Annotated in this window: 18 protein-coding genes and 1 tRNA gene; 11 read left to right on the top strand and 8 right to left on the bottom strand. The window is 39.5% G+C overall.

The window, feature by feature from the left end; all coding sequences use genetic code 11:
• Nucleotides 1–232: 232 nt before the first annotated feature.
• The gene (gene glyA / locus AC4MBN_RS09545; RefSeq protein WP_004784306.1) at nucleotides 233–1,486 is read right to left on the bottom strand and encodes a serine hydroxymethyltransferase; all 1,254 of its coding nucleotides are present in this window, start codon (nucleotides 1,484–1,486) and stop codon (nucleotides 233–235) included.
• A 154-nt stretch (nucleotides 1,487–1,640) separates the two neighbouring features.
• Nucleotides 1,641–2,870 carry an alpha/beta hydrolase gene (locus AC4MBN_RS09550; protein ID WP_491880170.1) on the bottom strand — a complete coding sequence of 410 codons (1,230 nt, stop codon included), beginning with the start codon at nucleotides 2,868–2,870 and terminating at the stop codon, nucleotides 1,641–1,643.
• A 350-nt stretch (nucleotides 2,871–3,220) separates the two neighbouring features.
• Here AC4MBN_RS09550 and AC4MBN_RS09555 point away from each other — a divergent pair, with 350 nt between their 5' ends.
• Nucleotides 3,221–3,919: a putative quorum-sensing-regulated virulence factor gene (locus AC4MBN_RS09555; RefSeq protein WP_419365339.1), complete on the top strand. Its 699-nt coding sequence runs from the start codon at nucleotides 3,221–3,223 to the stop codon at nucleotides 3,917–3,919.
• A gap of 294 nt (nucleotides 3,920–4,213) precedes the next feature.
• Entirely contained in the window at nucleotides 4,214–4,564 is a 351-nt protein-coding gene (locus AC4MBN_RS09560; RefSeq protein WP_166135969.1) for a hypothetical protein, read from the top strand.
• Between the two features lie 263 nt (nucleotides 4,565–4,827).
• On the opposite strand, the gene AC4MBN_RS09565 is transcribed toward AC4MBN_RS09560, so the two are convergent.
• Both AC4MBN_RS09565 and AC4MBN_RS09570 read right to left on the bottom strand, forming a co-directional pair.
• A complete protein-coding gene (locus AC4MBN_RS09565; protein ID WP_419365342.1) occupies nucleotides 4,828–5,052 on the bottom strand; it encodes a hypothetical protein in 225 nt (74 codons plus the stop codon).
• Between the two features lie 618 nt (nucleotides 5,053–5,670).
• Nucleotides 5,671–6,324, bottom strand: coding sequence for a hypothetical protein (locus AC4MBN_RS09570; protein ID WP_419365344.1), 654 nt, complete (start codon nucleotides 6,322–6,324; stop codon nucleotides 5,671–5,673).
• 178 nt (nucleotides 6,325–6,502) lie between these two features.
• Here AC4MBN_RS09570 and AC4MBN_RS09575 point away from each other — a divergent pair, with 178 nt between their 5' ends.
• Nucleotides 6,503–7,372: an IS982 family transposase gene (locus AC4MBN_RS09575; RefSeq protein WP_491880955.1), complete on the top strand. Its 870-nt coding sequence runs from the start codon at nucleotides 6,503–6,505 to the stop codon at nucleotides 7,370–7,372.
• Between the two features lie 142 nt (nucleotides 7,373–7,514).
• The gene (locus AC4MBN_RS09580) at nucleotides 7,515–7,688 is read left to right on the top strand and encodes a hypothetical protein (RefSeq protein ID WP_179993406.1); all 174 of its coding nucleotides are present in this window, start codon (nucleotides 7,515–7,517) and stop codon (nucleotides 7,686–7,688) included.
• A gap of 63 nt (nucleotides 7,689–7,751) precedes the next feature.
• Here the strand turns inward: AC4MBN_RS09580 and AC4MBN_RS09585 are convergent.
• A tRNA-Arg gene (locus AC4MBN_RS09585) sits at nucleotides 7,752–7,827 on the bottom strand.
• Between the two features lie 189 nt (nucleotides 7,828–8,016).
• Between AC4MBN_RS09585 and AC4MBN_RS09590 the strand changes: the two genes are divergently transcribed.
• The 7 genes from AC4MBN_RS09590 (at nucleotide 8,017) to AC4MBN_RS09620 (ending at nucleotide 14,093) form a co-directional block, all read left to right on the top strand.
• Nucleotides 8,017–8,952, top strand: coding sequence for an ABC transporter ATP-binding protein (locus tag AC4MBN_RS09590; RefSeq protein ID WP_323713398.1), 936 nt, complete (start codon nucleotides 8,017–8,019; stop codon nucleotides 8,950–8,952).
• Nucleotides 8,949–9,722: an ABC transporter permease gene (locus AC4MBN_RS09595; RefSeq protein ID WP_180179032.1), complete on the top strand. Its 774-nt coding sequence runs from the start codon at nucleotides 8,949–8,951 to the stop codon at nucleotides 9,720–9,722. Before AC4MBN_RS09590 ends, AC4MBN_RS09595 begins: the two co-directional genes overlap by 4 nt.
• Complete coding sequence (gene queF / locus AC4MBN_RS09600; protein WP_491880171.1) at nucleotides 9,722–10,537, top strand: NADPH-dependent 7-cyano-7-deazaguanine reductase QueF; 816 nt, start codon at nucleotides 9,722–9,724, stop codon at nucleotides 10,535–10,537. Before AC4MBN_RS09595 ends, queF begins: the two co-directional genes overlap by 1 nt.
• Before the next feature lie 19 nt (nucleotides 10,538–10,556).
• Complete coding sequence (locus tag AC4MBN_RS09605; protein WP_491876673.1) at nucleotides 10,557–11,210, top strand: hypothetical protein; 654 nt, start codon at nucleotides 10,557–10,559, stop codon at nucleotides 11,208–11,210.
• A gap of 289 nt (nucleotides 11,211–11,499) precedes the next feature.
• Nucleotides 11,500–12,501, top strand: coding sequence for a lytic murein transglycosylase B (mltB, locus tag AC4MBN_RS09610; protein ID WP_491880172.1), 1,002 nt, complete (start codon nucleotides 11,500–11,502; stop codon nucleotides 12,499–12,501).
• Between the two features lie 289 nt (nucleotides 12,502–12,790).
• On the top strand, nucleotides 12,791–13,405 hold the full coding sequence (locus tag AC4MBN_RS09615) for a septal ring lytic transglycosylase RlpA family protein (protein WP_491880173.1): 615 nt from the start codon (nucleotides 12,791–12,793) through the stop codon (nucleotides 13,403–13,405).
• A 232-nt stretch (nucleotides 13,406–13,637) separates the two neighbouring features.
• Nucleotides 13,638–14,093 (top strand): Mpo1 family 2-hydroxy fatty acid dioxygenase, encoded by a 456-nt coding sequence (locus tag AC4MBN_RS09620; RefSeq protein ID WP_419365353.1) that lies wholly within the window; start codon nucleotides 13,638–13,640, stop codon nucleotides 14,091–14,093.
• A gap of 45 nt (nucleotides 14,094–14,138) precedes the next feature.
• Here the strand turns inward: AC4MBN_RS09620 and AC4MBN_RS09625 are convergent, their stop codons facing one another.
• From AC4MBN_RS09625 to rpsB, 3 genes are all read right to left on the bottom strand, one after another.
• Complete coding sequence (locus AC4MBN_RS09625) at nucleotides 14,139–14,645, bottom strand: DUF3465 domain-containing protein (RefSeq protein WP_491876670.1); 507 nt, start codon at nucleotides 14,643–14,645, stop codon at nucleotides 14,139–14,141.
• A 75-nt stretch (nucleotides 14,646–14,720) separates the two neighbouring features.
• Entirely contained in the window at nucleotides 14,721–15,596 is an 876-nt protein-coding gene (gene tsf, locus AC4MBN_RS09630; protein WP_004784491.1) for a translation elongation factor Ts, read from the bottom strand.
• Between the two features lie 141 nt (nucleotides 15,597–15,737).
• Nucleotides 15,738–16,484, bottom strand: coding sequence for a 30S ribosomal protein S2 (gene rpsB / locus AC4MBN_RS09635; protein WP_004784492.1), 747 nt, complete (start codon nucleotides 16,482–16,484; stop codon nucleotides 15,738–15,740).
• Nucleotides 16,485–16,567 lie beyond the last annotated feature (83 nt).

The raw sequence follows: 16,567 nt of genomic DNA on the forward strand, positions 1-16,567 counted from the left end.
AAGAATGTAACCAGTTTTAGAAAAACTCAATACTCTTTTCGAAATCAGATTTATAGGATCTGTATTTCTCAACTTTTTTATAAAAGTATAAGTATTTTATATACAGGATTGATTAGGCTTTGATCTTATCTTCTCTTTTAACTGATCATAAAAGTGAGCAGCAGAAGATGAGTCAGAAAAAATATCACCCAATAAAAAAAGCCCCCTTGAGGGGGCTTTTCTCAAGTTAGGCTTATTTAGCGTAAACAGGGAATTTAGCGCAAACAGCAGCAACTTTTTCTTTAACAGCAGCGATCACAGCTTCATCGCCTTTAGCATCAAGGATGTCAGCGATCCAACCAGCAAGTTCACGAACTTCTGATTCACCGAAACCACGAGTCGTTACAGCAGGTGTACCGATACGGATACCTGAAGTCACGAATGGAGAACGTGGATCGTTTGGTACAGAGTTTTTGTTCACAGTGATGTGAGCAGCACCTAACCAAGCGTCAGCATCTTTACCAGTGATGTCTTGTTTGATCAGAGACAACAAGAACAGGTGGTTTTTAGTGCCGCCAGATACAACGTCATAACCGCGTTCGATTAGAACTTCAGCCATTGCTTGAGCATTCTTAACCACTTGTTGTTGGTATGCTTTGTATTCTGGTGCCATTGCTTCTTTGAAGCAGATTGCTTTAGCAGCAACCGCGTGAACCAGAGGGCCACCTTGGTTACCTGGGAATACGGCTGATTGAAGTTTTTTCTCGATTTCTTCATTTGCTTTCGCAAGGATCAGACCTGAACGAGGACCACGAAGAGTTTTGTGAGTAGTCGTTGTTGTTACGTCAGCAATTTGAACTGGGCTTGGGTAAACGCCAGCAGCAACCAAACCAGCAACGTGAGCCATATCTACAAACAGGTAAGCGCCAACTTTATCCGCGATGTCACGGAAACGTTGCCAATCTACGATTTGGCTGTATGCAGAGAAACCAGCTACGATCATACGTGGTTTGTGTTCTACAGCTAAACGTTCAACTTCTTCATAATCGATCTCACCAGTTTCTGGGTTTAGACCGTATTGAATTGCATTGTAAGTTTTACCAGAGAAGCTTACTTTCGCACCGTGAGTCAAGTGACCACCGTGAGCCAAGCTCATACCCAATACTGTGTCGCCTGGGTTAAGAAGTGCTAGGTAAACTGCAGAGTTTGCTTGAGAACCAGCATGTGGCTGAACGTTAGCATAATCAGCACCAAATAATTCTTTAGCACGGTCAATTGCCAATTGTTCAATGACATCTACATATTCACAACCGCCATAGTAGCGTTTGCCTGGGTAGCCTTCTGCATATTTGTTAGTGAGTTTTGATCCTTGAGCTTCCATTACTGCTGGTGAGCAATAGTTTTCAGAAGCGATCAACTCGATGTGCGCTTCTTGGCGTGCATCTTCGTTAGAGATTGCTTGAGCGATTTCTGGATCAAATTCAGCAATAGAGATATTGGCAAACATTAGCGAGGTCCTATTAAATTAGGGCTTTTAAGCCGTGCTAAGATTGGCGCGTATTGTAACATGAACTTTGCCAATTTCGACCATGAACTTTATTCAGTTTGCAATAAAAAATAGCTCATGCTTAAAAAACATGAGCTATAGAGATAAAAATAAGTTATTGAATTGGCATTAGAGATTTTACATCTGAAATAATATTAGCAATATTCAGTGCATAGACGCTGCCATGGTCCCATGAACCGTCCGTAATATAGCGTACCGAGGTTTGTTTCTGATTCGCTAAGCTCACTAAAACATCTGTTGCAGCCTTTGGAACAGTAGGATCCGCCTCTCCTTGATAAATAATCACAGGTGTAGACACTTTAACCTGTAAAGGCTGAGAGTCTTTTTCCAGGAAATTCTTCACGACTGAAATAGTCATAAAATTAGCTTGAGTACGCGGATATCCTTCCAGATTTCCATTGGTTTGGGCATAAGTTCCCATTGCCATACCGAATTTGTTGCCTAATACATCATAACAATCTGTTTCAGCATTCTTGGCAATCTCGTCTGTTGGTGTTTTAAAAACCTGACTATATTGCAGATTTGGATTCGGATTACGCAATCCCGCGACGATCAGCGCGGTAAAAGTATCTAAAGATGCTAGAGTTTGAATCTTTTTATTCAGATCTGGTTCTTGTCCAGCTTGAGCTTCTCCACCGGCCAGAATCAGACTGAAATTAGAAGCAGGGGCTAAAGCTACCGTACCTTTATACGTCATTTGAGAAGCACGTGCTGCATATTGGGCAGCGCCTAAAGCCGCTTGACCACCTTGAGAATGACCGACAGCCATCCATTGATTAGAAGCATCCGAACCTAAATAGTCTTTTGCTGCGACTACAGCATCGGTAATCGAATAAGCTTCACTCTTAAGATTAAGGAAAGGATGAAGTTCTTTTCCACCCGGCTCTCCTAAACCTTCATAATCAGGTGCAACGACCACATATCCAGCTTGAAGAAATCCGGCAATCATATTTTTGATATAAGGATTTATTTCATTGCGACTTGGCGCACACTGATCGGCCACACCCGTTGTACCATGTGCCCATGCCACTATCGGCCAACCTTTTGCAGGAGGCGTTCCTTTTGGAGTGAAAAGCAGTGCCGTCGCTTGGGTTTCCTTATTATTAGTACCTAACATCTTATAGGTCATGACCACACTTTCATCAGCAACAGCAGACAAATCTGTTTTGTTATAGGCTACAGGTGTTGCCACTACAGGATTGTCGATATTATTTACGGGGATAGCAGGTTTGGATTCATAATAACGATCATCATCGCTATCATTACAGGCAGTTAAAGCTACGCTTAGCGCGAGTAGAGAACCAGTCAATACATGACGTTTCATCGATCTTATCCTTGTCTTAATTATTATCTCTCATGATTTTTATAGTTTTATCTTTATCCGTTGATAAAACTAGACATTAATTTCCCAAGTTATTTCATTAAATACAAGAGATTATTTTGTTATTTTTCTAATAAATAGTGATTTAATTTATGACCATTCCGATACGATAAATTTAAGTTTTGGAAATATTTACATAAACTTTAAAAACTATTATTTATGAGTCTAGATTACAAATGTTCTGTATCAGTCAAAAAGTCTGCAATTAAAGATGAAATCCGGCATTTCAATTGTCAGGATCGAAACAATAATGTTAGATTTTGATATCCACTTTTTTCAGGCATATTTTCGTCATGCAGGCTATCATTCTCGATACTGAAACCCATACCTTGAATGGTCAACCCATTGAAATTGCCTATGCGCCTGTAGAGATCATAGATCATAAAATCAGTCTGGATAAAAGCCGCTTGTTTGATCAGCTTTATTCATGCGACGAACCAATTTCCTTTGCAGCAATGGCTGTACACCATATTCTGCAGTCCGATTTGGAAGGACAACCGCACTACAGCAGCTTTGAACTTCCGCAAGAAACCACTTATATCATTGGCCATAATATTGATTATGATATTCGTGCCCTAGAAAAATGTGGCGTCGATTCATCGAATATTAAAGCAATTTGTACCCTTGCCCTCGCCCGCCGGGTTTGGCCAGAGGCAGAAGCACATAATATCTCTGCATTAATCTATATGATTACCAAAGGCAGTGAACGCGCTCGGGAAATGATCCGTAAAGCCCATCGCGCCGATATGGATATCATTTTGACAGCAAATATTCTGATGCATATTGTGCATCACCTGAAAATCAGCAGTATTGAAGAACTCTATGAGGCATCTGAAGATGCGCGTATTCCACGAACCATCAATTTTGGTAAGCACCGTGGCACTGCGATTGTTGATCTTCCTGCTGACTATGTTCAGTGGCTCCTTCGTCAGGATGATTTAGATCCCTATCTACGCAAAGCATTGGAAAATACGGCGATCCTTACACTGTAAATTAAATTTTTTCGTCCCTCTTTAAATATGGAGAGGGATTTTTAACTAATCATGTTTTGTTTTATTCAGCAAGGAAATAAAGTCTTTTATAGAAGAATACCTTAGTCTTTAAAGCTCTTAACTAATCGATATTCAGAATAAAAATAGATACAAATCAATATCAATTTATTGATTTTTAAAAGTTTAATATTTAATCCTTTCTCACACCTAACTGTTCTAATACTTTAGCGTGATAGAACACACCTCTAAACAGGTGCATATAGAAAATAATATAAATTAATACTCTTACTTCCCATGCAATATTATCTTGAATTCGATGCCTTTGATAATCCCATGCAACTCAGTAAAGTGGGTAATTGGGTGATCACCTTTTTAAGTCCAGCTGAAGAATTGGACACTATACAACTTGCGATTACTTATGTACTGCCACGCCAGATCAGTGACGCATTACAGCCACGACGGGTATTAATTCAAAAGAGTTCAATTGAACATCATTGGCTAATTCAAACAATTGAATGTTTTGACAGCGCGACCAATCAGGAAGTTCATATCAGGCCGGCAGATGAACTGGGACAGCAAACACTTCATCAAATTCTGGACGAGTTTGACCGTTATGATGTAAATGTCACATTAAAAGTTTTCTGAAATAATACTTTTCTCAGAGCGTATTTTTGAAGAAGTTCATTTAGATCATCTATGTAGATAGCTTGATGCTATATAACATAAAAAATTAAGAAACTGAGAAATGATAAGAATTTATCCAATCTCTTCGAATTAAATTCATCAGTTTTTATTCTGCATCAAACAATTTGATAAAAAAGTGAATTAATATATCAAAATCAAGCTCATCATTTGATGAGCTATATCTTTTTTAAGGGTCGCAAAGCAGCTTAATGAATCCCGGATCTTTATTTAGGATCCAAAACACGATAGATACAGTCAGTCTGCTCACTGGCAAATAACAGTTCAATCGTTGGCCTGATAATTTCATCATCCACTACAATATATTCAACTTGCTGTTCCAAACGCTGGGACGGATCACTATGCTGAGCACCAGCACGTAGTAATGCTTTTACATTCAGGATTTTGCCATACTGGTTTTTGACTCGCACTTCAATTAAATCTTCTGTCATCGTCATACCTCCCTTTATTGGCATTATTAAATTTGCTTGTCTGAATTCTTATAACATAGTTATTTGAAAGGCTTTCAAACGAATATGTAAGATTTTTTAGCGAGCACCTTTTATTGACTATATAGTCGCTAATGAAGAATGTGCTATACAAATAAATGAGTCAAAATTATTAATAAATCTCGCTTAAAATTTTGCATTAAAAAGCCCGCATCGCTGCGGGCTCTGTGTTGGATGGCTAGTGCTAGATTTATTGCCTGAACGTAAGTTCCAGCTCAACTAACTGTCATTGATCCGTCCAACTTATTGGTAGCGTCGTTTCGTTTTATGACCTACCATGAGTTCAATATAGCAGGATTTTTTTTACCTACAATACGCTTTTACACTTTTAAAAGAAGACTTATACAATATTTAAATTGTGCTTTTTCAAAAGCAGATTAGAATATTTTGGCTGGATCAATAGAGTACTACAAACAACTCTATTCTTTTCTATCTCTATACCCTATCTATTTAAATTTTAATAAAAATATTCTTTATTTATATGAAAAATGAATAATTTTATCTAGATGCAATTTCAAGTCTTAAGTAAACGAATTCGCTATTAAGGCGATTGATTAGCCACTAAAAGTAATAGCGAAAACCAAATTGATAAGTAACCCCATTTAAGTCCAGATCATCACTCTTGCCAGAGACACATGCGCCATTCATACAAATCTTGGCATCACGGTTAAACATCCATTGATAACCAAAAGATCCAAATAAATCTGCTTCAGGAGCAACTTTATAACCGACTTCCAGTGCAACAGGAATTGTAAAATAATCCAATTCAAGATCGATTCGACCAAGATCTGCATCCGTTTCACTTTCATCTACCCAGCTCATTCCCAAGCCTATAGAAACTGCTGAATAAAGCTGATCATTTTCCAGAAATTTATTTTTTATCCCAATTGCAACTTGATTGTAATCAATATCTGAACTTTGAAATTTGTATTCGGCCCATAAGCTGGCTGTCGGATGGGATTGATATTCACCATTAATAAACAGCCCATCGAATGATTCAGTACCAAAAAAACTGTCTGACCCTATTTTTGAACCGGCGTAGCCAAAAGCTAAAGAGTACTGACTTATTAGGTTTTCTTGAGCATGATAAGGTGTAGTCGTAATAACTGCTTTATCTATTGGAGCAGGATTACCATGTTGAATAGCTAAAGGTGTATTCGCTCCAGCTAATGAAGAAGCTCCAATCATCAACCCAATGAATAATAATTTTTTCATATCTATGTCTCATTTTTATTGTGAGCATAAGATACTAATTTTTTAGAAGAAAAACTACTCAGCACATCTATTTCACATCTATTTATAACCCGAATCGCGGATAAAAAATTGACTTGAAAAATAAGAGGACTAGAGCCATCAGTTGAGTTACCACACAAAACTTAAAACTCTAGTCCCGATGTTTAATAGTACCGAATTATTTTGCGTAATTGATGATTTCTTTCTTAAATTTGAAGCAACCTACTGGAATTTCCTTAAACAAAGTCGTCGTTTCTCCAGAGTCCGAACCGCTCACTTGAGTATCTCAGAAATCACTTTTATCGCGATCTGGTATAAATGTTCTCATTTCACTAATTTCAAAGCATTTTTCACATGGTTGAAACAGGATAAAAATCATTTATTTAAAAGCTTACCCTGTTACCAACGGATGATTCATCTGATTAATAGACATCAATTAGCTCTACACGCTTTACATGTGGCGCTAATGAAAGGCCAACGTACACAATATTTATGGATTGATTCAACAACTCTGCCAGTTTGTAAAAATCAACGTATTCAACGCCATAAATCATTAGTCCAAATTGCATCACGTGGTAGAAGCTCAATGGGCTGGTTTTATGGCTGTAAATTACATATTGTGATGAATCAATTTGGTGAAATTGCTTGTTCTACTTTATCCAATGGACATTTGGCTGATATCAAAATGGTTGAGAGACTCGTTAAAGAGATGGAAGCAAAGTTGTATGGAGATCGTGGCTATATTAGTCAAGAACTGAAGAGTAGGTTGAAAGAGCAAGGTATTGATTTAATTACCTATCATCGAAAAAACATGCAGGCTATACAACTTTCTGAGTCAGATAAATATCACTTAAAACAGCGCAATAAGATAGAGACTTTATTCAGTTTATTGAAAGGTCAGTACAATTTAGTGACAAGCAAAGCACGTAGTGTTCATGGATTTCTAGGAGGGATTTACGCGTCCTTGTGTGCATATCAACTGATCCATAAAAATAAGCCAACAATTCAAATTATGAAGTCATCGGCTTAAGCAGGATTCGGGTATTTATAGAAACAACAATTTATGAGATTAAACAGACTATAAATACAACAATGTAATTCATCCACTTTTATAGAATTAAAGGACTAGGGCGACTTATACATACATATATATTCCCAAGAGGTAATTCCCGATGGCTAAACCAGATGAAGAACTGAATGAAGAGTTTCCAGAAGAAGAATTAGATCCACAAGAGAAACAGGATCGAGAGATTCAACGCGGTCAGTTAGGCGTGAATCAAGACCCTCAGGTGAAAAGAGATCAAATACGTCAAAAACATCAGGATGAAGAAGAAGAGAATCCATAATTTATTTTATAAATCTGGAGTTGGGTTGCTTTTTGTTCAAAGTAAGAAAAATTTATAAAATGATGGTGCGGCCAGCGGGACTCGAACCCACGCCACAGGCTTCGGAGACCTGTACTCTATCCAGTTGAGCTATGGCCGCAGCTTTTTGGAATGCGCACATCATAACAAAAAAATGCATAAGGTAAAGCAACTATCTATAACTTCGTTATTTTTATGCCTATCCTTTATACAGTGTGCCAAAACAGCAACAGAGAATTCCATGTGAATGACTTGGTTTATTCTGCAAGATCACTCACAATATCTCAACTTTTCACCATTTGAGATCTCTATGACTGATGCGCTGACATTAAGGGATTTGTCGAAGACCTATGGAAATGGTTTTCAGGCACTTAAAGGAATTAACTTAACTGTACCTGAAGGTGAATTCTATGCCCTACTAGGACCTAATGGCGCGGGCAAGTCCACTACTATTGGTATTATCAGTTCATTAACAAGAAAAACCTCTGGAACCGTTGAAATTTTTGGTCACAATCTGGATACTCACCCTTCTGAAGCCAAACAATGTTTAGGCGTGGTACCCCAAGAATTTAACTTCGCCCAGTTTGAAAAAACCTTTGATATTCTAGTCACTCAAGCCGGTTATTACGGTATTCCTAAAAAAATTGCCCAAGCGCGTGCTGAAGAATATTTAAATAAACTGGGTCTTTGGGAAAAACGTTCTACTCAAGCTCGCATGCTTTCAGGGGGTATGAAACGTCGCCTGATGATCGCTCGTGCGATGATGCATGAACCAAAATTATTGATTCTGGATGAACCAACAGCCGGTGTGGATATCGAATTGCGTCGTTCCATGTGGGATTTTCTTAATGAAATGAACGGTAATGGTACTTCTATTATTTTAACGACTCATTATCTGGAAGAAGCAGAGATGTTGTGTCGTCAAATTGCGATTATCGATCGTGGTGTGATCAAAGAAGATACCACCATGAAGAATTTCCTGAATCAGCTCAATGAAGAATCCTTTATCTTCGATCTGGCTGCACCTATTGAGCCATTAAATATTGAAATTATTGGTGTGAAATTTAATTTAGTAGATCCAATGACCTTAGAAGTGACACTGGATAAAGCCCATTCCATGAATGATTTGTTCCAGTTACTGGAATCACAGAACATTCAGGTACGCAGTATGCGTAACAAGTCAAACCGCTTAGAAGAACTATTTGTGAAAATGGTCGAGAAAAATCTGGATGGAGCTGCACAATGAATATAAATCAGCTCGGCGTCGCCTTATATACCATCGTTCATAAAGAAGTTCGCCGCTTTATGCGGATCTGGCCGCAAACTTTACTGCCACCTGCCATTACCATGAGTCTATATTTCGTGATCTTCGGTAATCTGGTCGGTTCACGTATTGGGGAAATGGGCGGGTATAGCTATATGGAGTTTATTGTCCCCGGTCTGATCATGATGGCGGTGATTACCAATAGTTATGCCAACGTCTCCTCCAGTTTCTTTAGCTCAAAATTTCAGAAAAGCATTGAAGAGCTAATCATGAGTCCAGTACCTTTACATGCCATTTTATGGGGATATGTATTGGGTGGTGTAATTCGTGGTCTGTTGGTTGCGATTATTGTCAGTGCCATGAGCCTGTTTTTTGCAGACCTTTATATTACCAACTGGTTTGTGACTATATATACAGTACTCATTACCTCGCTATTATTCTCTCTAGGCGGTTTTATTAATGCTGTCTATGCCAAATCTTTTGATGATATCTCGATCATCCCGACTTTTGTACTCACACCACTGACCTATTTAGGCGGTGTGTTTTATGCGATTTCAGCCTTAAGTCCGTTCTGGCAAAATCTCTCTTTAGTTAACCCGATCGTATATATGGTCAATGCGTTCCGTTTCGGCATTTTAGGTCATAGCGATGTCAATGTTTCCATTTCATTGGTCGTGATTACTTTCTGGTGTGCCGTGCTTTACGGTATTGCTTACTATTTATTGTCTCGTGGTTCAGGAATGCGTGAATAATGAGTGTAGAACATTCTCTCCTTGGTAAAGACACCAACTACCCAACAGAATATCAGCCCGATATTTTGTTCCCGATTTCCCGTGCGCCTGCCCGTGAAAAATATGCCCATGTTGAAGCTATTCAGCAAGGCAAAGACTGGTGGCATGTTTTTGAAATTTCTTGGTTAAATGCTATCGGCGTGCCTCAAGTGGCGATTGGTCGGATTACCCTGCCAGCATTTTCCCCAAATCTCATTGAATCAAAATCTTTAAAGCTGTATTTCAATAGCCTGAACTTTGCCAAGTTTGATTCGAAAGAGGCTTTTATTACAACTGTTGAAAAAGACCTCTCAAAAGCTGCTGGTGCTGAAATCACACTGGATCTTTTCCATGTTGATGAACTTGAAATTTCTAAGCCTGAGGGTATCTGTATTGATGACCTGACTCCGGAACGCCTGGAAAATCATCCGGACGCTTCTTTATTGTCTTTAGATCAGCAAAGCGATGAAAATATCGAAGTGCAACTCTATTCACATTTATTAAGAAGTAACTGCCCAGTCACTGGACAACCGGACTGGGGTACAGTATTTATACGCTATCAGGGCAAAAAACCTTGTTATAAGAGTATTTTGGCTTATATTATTTCGTATCGTCAGCACAACGGTTTTCACGAACAATGTGTGGAACAGATGTTTGCCGATATCTGGCAAAATCTGAAACCGGAAAAGCTGATGGTATATGCGACCTATACACGCCGTGGTGGATTGGATATCAACCCTTGTCGTGTATCGGATTCCACATGGATGCCTCGCCCTATTCGTTTAGCGCGACAATAAAAAACATTGAGGTTTAAGAATGCCTTTTTTTGGTTTTATTCCTTCTGCAGAACTATTAAATACAATTCAGACTGCACAGAAAAATAAAAACTCGAGTGAACCGCTTTATCCACTGCGTGATAAAACCGCATTAATGATTAATGATGAAATTATTGATGCAATTCTCACGGAACTGGTACGCCGTTTTCCTGCGAGCGAAAAACGCGATACGGCAGAAAAACTGGCGGGCTATATCAAGTCCACTGTGGCAGTGTTACTGAAACAGTTGCTGGGTAAAGCGCCAAATGAAGTCGTCAAAGAGTCGATTGCTTTTTCTGAACGCAGCCTGTTTAAAGATCCGGAAGGAAACTTCCGTATTGGTGAGTCTCTGGATGCCAATCTGGTCACCAACCTAAAACACCATTATGCAGCATTAAAAGCTGGCCAAAGTGTCGATAAGCAGAGTCTCAGCAATCTGTACAAACAGTTTGGTGAAGCAACTGTACGTCATTTTATGGTCGACTTTAATAAAACCTTAGATTTAGGCATGATTAAACGCAAGGCTGCTGATATTGGTGCTTCAGCTGTAATCAAAGCGATTAATATTGCAGCAGATAAAATCATCCTGAATTTAAATAAGGATGAGTTGCAGGCGATGGCAGAATATCACGACACTTTATTCTTTACTGAATAAAGCCGCATATTTATTCAAAAAATGCAGATTAAGCCTGACTTCGGTCAGGCTTTTTTGTGGCTTAAGAAATAGCTTGTTACAGTTATTGTGAACTAAAATACAAAATGCTGAAAAAACAACCAACCTTTTCCTGTTTTTAAGGGAGTTTATATGACTCCTATTCATCAGAATGTTATCTTTAATATTGCCTCTAATGCCAGAAAATTGAGAAAAGTGAATTGATCTTTTTCATGGCACGATTCAAATGACATAGCCACAAACCTACCAAAAAATTGGAAATCATACCAAGATGTTGAAATCGAATTTTTATAAAAAATTGAAGCAGCTTTCGATCCTTGTCAGTGCATTCGGACTCAGTAGTTTAAGCCTGGCCAACGATTTTCAATATCATCCCTCTTATGCCAGTTTCAAACAGAACACTATGCAGACCTATGGTCTAAGTGCTCAGCAAGTAGACAGTGCAATGACGGGAGCAAAAAATCTTCCAAATATTATCAATATCATGAATCGCCCAGGTGAAAGTAAGCCATGGTATGCCTATAAGACCAATTTTTTGTCTGAAGGCACGATTCAACGCGGTGTACGTTTCAAGCAGCAATATGCTGCAACATTAAATCGCGCCGAGCAGCAGTTTGGTGTACCACAATCGATCATTTTGGGTATTTTGGGGGTTGAGACCGGTTTTGGCAGCAACAAGGGTTCATTTGTGACCCGTGATGCACTGGCAACTCTTGGCTTTGGTTATGAACGTCGTGCGCAATACTTCCAGGATGAACTGGCGGCATTGATCGCATGGTCATATAAGGATGGTGTGTCAGCATCCTCAATCGTCGGTTCTTATGCAGGTGCTGTCGGCTATCCGCAGTTTATGCCAAGTAATATTCCAAAGTATGGGGTCGACTATGATGGTAATGGCCATATCGATCTACGTAATTCTGCGGTAGATGCGATTGGTTCAATTGCAAACTATCTGGCTCAAAATGGCTGGCAACGAGATCAGCCAATTGCCTTTCCTGCCCGTTATAGCGGTTCGAATCCTGATTCTGTCATCGCCAAGGATCTCACACAGCCAACGCCTTATGGAGTAGTCAAAACCCAAGGGATCAGTCCGATGAATCCGATTGTTCGTATTGATGATCTTGATATGGTCAATGTCATTCAATTACAAGAAAATTATGGACCGATTTACTATATTACTTATCCGAATTTTCAAGTGATTACCACGTACAATCGTAGTCGTATGTATGCCACTGCATTGTGGCTTTTAGGTACAGAAATTACGAGCCGATAACAGTAAAAATTACTACATACTATTAAAGTCAAGATTTTTATTAAACAAAATGCCTAAATTTTAGGCATTTTTTACGCCTTGTTACAATATTGATTATTTTTTAATCACTCATTGTTTATTTTGCGTACTTTTTTTAACTATTTTAATTAAACACTAGACAGCCAGTTGCCAGCATGAATATTATCCAATTCGTTAAATGTAGTTGCATAAGTTAAATATCAGGCATGTTTATAGGGTTATCAGCTACTTAGGCCCAATCTAATGAAACATGCTGTTAGGAGTTGATTCAATGCATTCTTCTTTTCTGAAGTATTTTATGGCCATCGCCGTGACCGTTACCCTAACGCAATCGCAAGCAGATATGGTTCAGTCATCATCATTCAATAATGATCATGACAATTCGCGTCTTGCAGCGCGTGTATTAAACAAAGAAGCTCAAAGCTTCAATTCAAATTTCACAAATTTGAACAGCCTTTCAATCACTGAGCGTTCTGGCGATAAAGTTCGTCGTCAAACCATTGCAGCAAAAATTGCAATTCCTGCAGAAGAGCCTTCAGTGATTGAGAAACTGAACAATGTTGCTTCAAACACAGTTCGTAAATTCAGTCAGACAGGTACAGCATCTTGGTATGGTCGTCAGTTCCATGGCCGTAAAACTGCCAGTGGTGAAACATTCGATATGAATGCAATGACTGCTGCACACCGTAGCCTGCCATTAAACTGCTTTATCCGCGTGACCAACAAAAACAATGGTAAGAGCGTGGTTGTGAAGGTGAATGACCGTGGTCCATTCCATGGCAATCGTGTTCTAGATTTATCTTACGGTGCTGCTAAACAGCTTGGTATTACCAATGCTGGTACTGCACATGTCAATATTGAGCGTGTAGATGGTCCAAACTCATAAGATTTGACCGCTCTACATTTAACTCAAAAGCCACAGTCATGTGGCTTTTTTATTTGGTGATGTAGAGCAGGAATTCGAACTGCTTTTATCCTTAATACTGTCGATGTTATTCCATTCAGGTATAAGCCTTCTCTAACCCTTATCAACCCACTATCGATTTCATTTTGACCATACCTCCAAACTGTTTTATATTTTGAAAACTAACAGTACGTTCATGGATGGGAGCGATAGAATGAAAACAATATCCGAATGGTTAGATGAATATAGTGAAAGTCATCAAAACAAAACCAACAAACTGATCCATTGGGTCTGCGTGCCTACCATCTATTTTTCCATTATTGGAATCATGGCGCACTTTAGCGCTTTACTGACTGCCCTGCTCTTGGTTCTGGCTTTTGTGTTTTATGCACGTTTAGATATCGTACTGGCTGTAGCAATGGCAGCGCTAACCCTGATGATGGCCTGGTTCATCTGGGTTTTACCTGTAGGTGTCGGTTTCTTTATAGCCTTGTTTGTTTTTGCCTGGATTGGGCAATTTTATGGACACAAAGTCGAAGGTAAAAAGCCTTCTTTCTTTAAAGACCTTCAATTCCTTCTCATTGGCCCGTTATGGTGCATGGATGCCTATTTAGGCAAAGTCCTACCTAAATGGAAATCTCGTCAATCTGAGGCAATACAGTGCGCTTAAAGCGTATGTAATATCATTACATTTATAAAACCAAGGAAAATTCCCTTATTGATAGGTTTTTCCTTGGTGTTTTAACCAACCGCTGATGTGCTTATTGGATGGATCATGATGGGTCCAATGAATCACCCCACCTTTGTCGCTATATTCATATTCACCAAAAAACTCAACCTGATCACCTTTTTGAATATTCTGGATGCGTGGCGCCAGATCAATATTGTGCGCAACCAATACAGTTTGACCAGTAGATAATTCCAGAATAAATTTCTGATGACGGGAACCTTCATTATCATCTTTTAATAACGCTACCACCTTACCGCTCGCCTGAACCTGAAGATCACTTTGTCTTTGCTGGTAAGCTTGCTCTATACGCTGGGTATCATCAGAAACCTTATGCGTACTTTTTTGAACATTAGGCTGCTCTTGAATCGCAACTTCTGCTGAAGGTACAAAAGTATTGGTCTGTTGTTTAGATTCTGATAAATCCAGACCTAAATAAGCAGCCACCAAAAGTGCAATGACAGCCCCGATCCCCATATTGGTTTTATTTGCCATAATTTCTCCTTGATCATTCTTTATTTAGTCATAAAAAAAGCCCCATTCGGGGCTTTTTTCTAATTCGTTACCGAATTATTTTGCAGCAGCCTGAGCAGCAGCAACTTCTTCAGCGAAAGAAAGCTCAGCTTTCTTCTCGATACCTTCACCCACTTCGAAACGAACGAAGTTAGCAACAGTAGTACCAGTCGCTTTAAGAACTTCAGCAACTTTCTTGTCGTTGTCGATTACGTATTGTTGACGCTCAAGAACAACTTCGTTCAGGTATTTCTCAACAGAACCTACAACCATTTTCTCAACGATGTTTGCTGGTTTGCCAGATTCAAGTGCTTTAGCTTCAGCGATTTCTTTTTCTTTCGCGATAAGGTCAGCAGGAACTTGTTCAGCGTTTACAGCAACCGGATTGAATGCAGCAATGTGCATTGCCAAGCCTTTACCAGTTTCAGCATCACCTGAGTAAGATACAACAACACCGATACGAAGACCGTGTTTGTAAACAGCAAGGTTTTCACCTTCAACAATTTTCGCACGACGTACTTGGATGTTTTCACCGATTTTTTGAACTAGCGCAATACGAGCTTCTTCTACAGTAGCACCATCTTCAAGTTTAAGTTCAGCGATTTTAGCAGCGTCAGTTTCGTTTGCAGCAAGTGCAGCAGCAGCAACTTTCGCAGAGAAACCAGCAAAGTTTTCGTCTTTAGCAACGAAGTCAGTTTGGCAGTTTACTTCTAGAAGGATTGCTTTGTTGCCTTCTTGAGCAATTGTGATCGCACCGTCAGCAGCAATGTTACCAGCTTTTTTAGCTGCTTTTGCTTGACCAGATTTACGAAGGTTGTCGATCGCTAATTCGATGTCACCACCAGCTTCTGTCAAAGCTTTTTTACATTCCATCATTGCTAGACCAGTACGATCACGCAGTTCTTTAACCATGCTTGCTGTAACTGCAGTCATGTTTATCTCCTAAATTCGGTAGAAAATGAATTCTTTTTAGAACAGAAACGGCCCAGAGGATTCTCATGGGCCGCCTGCATACATAACGCTTACTTTGCCACCATCACGTGTCGCAAAAATGACAAGCTAGCGTCTAACGCATTAAGCCTCAGAAGCAGGAGCTTCTTCTGCTTTAGCTTGTGCATTTGCTTGTGATTGAGCATATTCTTTACCAGCAAGAATCGCATCAGCCATAGCAGAAGCATAAAGTGTTACTGCACGGATCGCATCGTCGTTACCCGGAATAACGTAGTCTACGTTGTCTGGGTTAGAGTTAGTATCAACGATACCGATTACAGGAATACCAAGGTTTTTAGCTTCTTTAATTGCAATCGCTTCGTGATCAACGTCGATTACGAATAATGCGTCAGGTAAACCACCCATGTTTTTAACGCCGCCTAAAGCACGTTCAAGTTTTTCCATCTCGCGGCTACGTTCTAAAGCTTCACGTTTAGTCAGCTTAGCGAAAGTACCGTCTTGAGATTGAGTTTGAAGGTCTTTTAAACGGTTGATAGATTGGCGAAGAGTTTTCCAGTTCGTCAACATACCACCTAACCAACGGTGATCTACGTATGGTTGACCAGCGCGTTGAGCTTGTTCACGGATGATTGCAGAAGCAGCACGTTTAGTACCAACGAACAAAACTTTGTTCTTTTTGCTAGCCAATTGGTTAGCGAAGTTCAAAGCATCATTTAACGCAGGAACAGTGTGCTCAAGGTTGATGATGTGAATTTTGTTACGCGCGCCAAAGATGTATTGACGCATTTTTGGGTTCCAGAAACGAGTTTGGTGACCAAAGTGCGCGCCAGCTTGTAGAAGGTCGCGCATGCTTACGTTGTAATCTGCCATTTTCTTTACCTTAAAGTTTGGGTTAGGCCTCCATATATCCGCATTCTCCACCCTTGCGGGCACCCAGAGTAATGTGACGATAT

It is taken from the genome of Acinetobacter sp. CAU_H_60 (assembly GCF_058599385.1).

Excerpts from the sequence above, each read along its gene's own strand:
- AC4MBN_RS09555 (WP_419365339.1), top strand. The coding sequence starts at position 3,221 with ATGCAGGCTATCATTCTCGATACTGAAACCCATACCTTGAATGGTCAA.
- rpsB (WP_004784492.1), bottom strand. The coding sequence starts at position 16,484 with ATGGCAGATTACAACGTAAGCATGCGCGACCTTCTACAAGCTGGCGCG.
- AC4MBN_RS09605 (WP_491876673.1), top strand. The coding sequence starts at position 10,557 with ATGCCTTTTTTTGGTTTTATTCCTTCTGCAGAACTATTAAATACAATT.
- mltB (WP_491880172.1), top strand. The coding sequence starts at position 11,500 with ATGTTGAAATCGAATTTTTATAAAAAATTGAAGCAGCTTTCGATCCTT.
- AC4MBN_RS09550 (WP_491880170.1), bottom strand. The coding sequence starts at position 2,870 with ATGAAACGTCATGTATTGACTGGTTCTCTACTCGCGCTAAGCGTAGCT.
- AC4MBN_RS09565 (WP_419365342.1), bottom strand. The coding sequence starts at position 5,052 with ATGACAGAAGATTTAATTGAAGTGCGAGTCAAAAACCAGTATGGCAAA.
- AC4MBN_RS09570 (WP_419365344.1), bottom strand. The coding sequence starts at position 6,324 with ATGAAAAAATTATTATTCATTGGGTTGATGATTGGAGCTTCTTCATTA.
- tsf (WP_004784491.1), bottom strand. The coding sequence starts at position 15,596 with ATGACTGCAGTTACAGCAAGCATGGTTAAAGAACTGCGTGATCGTACT.
- AC4MBN_RS09575 (WP_491880955.1), top strand. The coding sequence starts at position 6,503 with ATGTTTAATAGTACCGAATTATTTTGCGTAATTGATGATTTCTTTCTT.
- AC4MBN_RS09620 (WP_419365353.1), top strand. The coding sequence starts at position 13,638 with ATGAAAACAATATCCGAATGGTTAGATGAATATAGTGAAAGTCATCAA.
- glyA (WP_004784306.1), bottom strand. The coding sequence starts at position 1,486 with ATGTTTGCCAATATCTCTATTGCTGAATTTGATCCAGAAATCGCTCAA.
- AC4MBN_RS09580 (WP_179993406.1), top strand. The coding sequence starts at position 7,515 with ATGGCTAAACCAGATGAAGAACTGAATGAAGAGTTTCCAGAAGAAGAA.
- AC4MBN_RS09595 (WP_180179032.1), top strand. The coding sequence starts at position 8,949 with ATGAATATAAATCAGCTCGGCGTCGCCTTATATACCATCGTTCATAAA.
- queF (WP_491880171.1), top strand. The coding sequence starts at position 9,722 with ATGAGTGTAGAACATTCTCTCCTTGGTAAAGACACCAACTACCCAACA.
- AC4MBN_RS09625 (WP_491876670.1), bottom strand. The coding sequence starts at position 14,645 with ATGGCAAATAAAACCAATATGGGGATCGGGGCTGTCATTGCACTTTTG.
- AC4MBN_RS09560 (WP_166135969.1), top strand. The coding sequence starts at position 4,214 with ATGCAATATTATCTTGAATTCGATGCCTTTGATAATCCCATGCAACTC.
- AC4MBN_RS09590 (WP_323713398.1), top strand. The coding sequence starts at position 8,017 with ATGACTGATGCGCTGACATTAAGGGATTTGTCGAAGACCTATGGAAAT.
- AC4MBN_RS09615 (WP_491880173.1), top strand. The coding sequence starts at position 12,791 with ATGCATTCTTCTTTTCTGAAGTATTTTATGGCCATCGCCGTGACCGTT.